At 54.1% G+C, this 1,439-nt stretch carries 1 protein-coding gene; it reads left to right on the plus strand.

The features are described from left to right. The first annotated feature begins 70 nt into the window (after window positions 1-70). Window positions 71-1,260 (plus strand): IS3 family transposase gene (locus tag AC27E8_RS03370; protein WP_487098095.1). Its coding sequence is split into 2 segments (ribosomal slippage): window positions 71-317 and window positions 317-1,260, totalling 1,191 coding nucleotides; the frame shifts between segments, so codons are not numbered across the junction. Window positions 1,261-1,439 lie beyond the last annotated feature (179 nt).

A 1,439-nucleotide genomic window follows, 5' to 3' on the forward strand; every position in this document is an offset into this window, starting at 1 on the left:
TGGTGTTAGGTTAAAACAGTGGACACGGCGAATCGAGAATGTAAGAATAAGTCGATTCGAGGTGAGCCACGTGACACAAAAGTACGACAACGACTTTAAACTCCATGCTGTTCAACTCGCTTTGGAAGGCCACAAGCCAGCAAGTGAAATCGCACGCGATCTCGGGATATCTGTGAAGAGTTTGTACGGGTGGATCGCGAAGTATCGCGAAGATCCTGAAACCCCGTTCGTCGGAAGCGGAAACCTGAGACCGGAAGCGAAAGCGATGCGCGATCTGGAGCGGGAAAATCGCCAATTGCGAGAGGAGAATGAGATCCTAAAAAAAGCCATGCGCATCTTCACCAACGACCGGAAGTAGTGTATGCGTGGATCCACAAGCACCGCTCCGAATTTCCGGTTCAGAAGATGTGCAAAGTCCTCGGTGTATCTCGGAGCGGCTACTACGCATGGCGCGGACGGCCCGAAAGTCTTCGCGCCAAGCGCAGGAAGCGACGGATTCGTCGCATTCATGAGCTGTTCTTACAATCTCGTCGATTGTATGGGAGTCCAAAGATCACAGCGCTCCTACGTCGGGACGGGGAACGCATCGCACAAAAGACGGTAGCCCGTCTTATGCGAGAGCACGGACTTCGGAGTCGTACCGTACGCAAGTACAAAGCGACAACGGATTCGAAGCATCGTCATCCCGTGCATGAGAACGTCCTCAATCAACGCTTTGTGGCAGAACGGCCAGGACAGGTCTATATGGCAGATATCACTTACATTCCGACAGATGAAGGATGGGTGTATCTTGCCAGCGTTGAAGATCTGTACAGCCGTAAGATTGTGGGTTGGAGCGCAGGTGCGAGGATGTCCAAAGATCTCTGCATCCGCGCGCTGGAGCAAGCACACAAACACAGGCAGCAACGCGACGGCGTTGTCCTGCACCATTCGGATCGTGGAAGCCAGTACGCGTCGCAAGCGTATCAGAACCGGCTCAGAGCCTATGGGATGACGGCGAGCATGAGTCGGAAAGGGAATTGTTATGATAATGCTTGTATGGAATCATTCCACAGCGTGCTCAAGCGAGAACTCGTGTACCTAGAGAGATTCCGGACGCGAGCTGAGGCCATCCGACGGATCTTCGAGTACATCGAAATCTGGTACAACCGACAACGGATCCACGGTGCAGTTGGGTATCGGACGCCCGATGACGTCGAGCGCCAATACTTCGAGGCGAAGTTGAAAGGTGTCGGTGCAGATGGCCAAGTGAGTGCTTGACGTGGAGAGGCGGGCATGATAGCCTGGCCGGTCTTCCAAGGGCGAGCGTGGCTCGGCTGCGGTCAAACGCGACATCATGCCCGCGGAGGCTCCATGTCAAGCACGGCCCAGGCAGCGCATCGGGCAGGAAATCTTGTACATTCTCGGTTTTGATGTGTCCATTGTATTGACTCAATACC

The organism is Alicyclobacillus sp. CIJ1 (assembly GCF_057538885.1).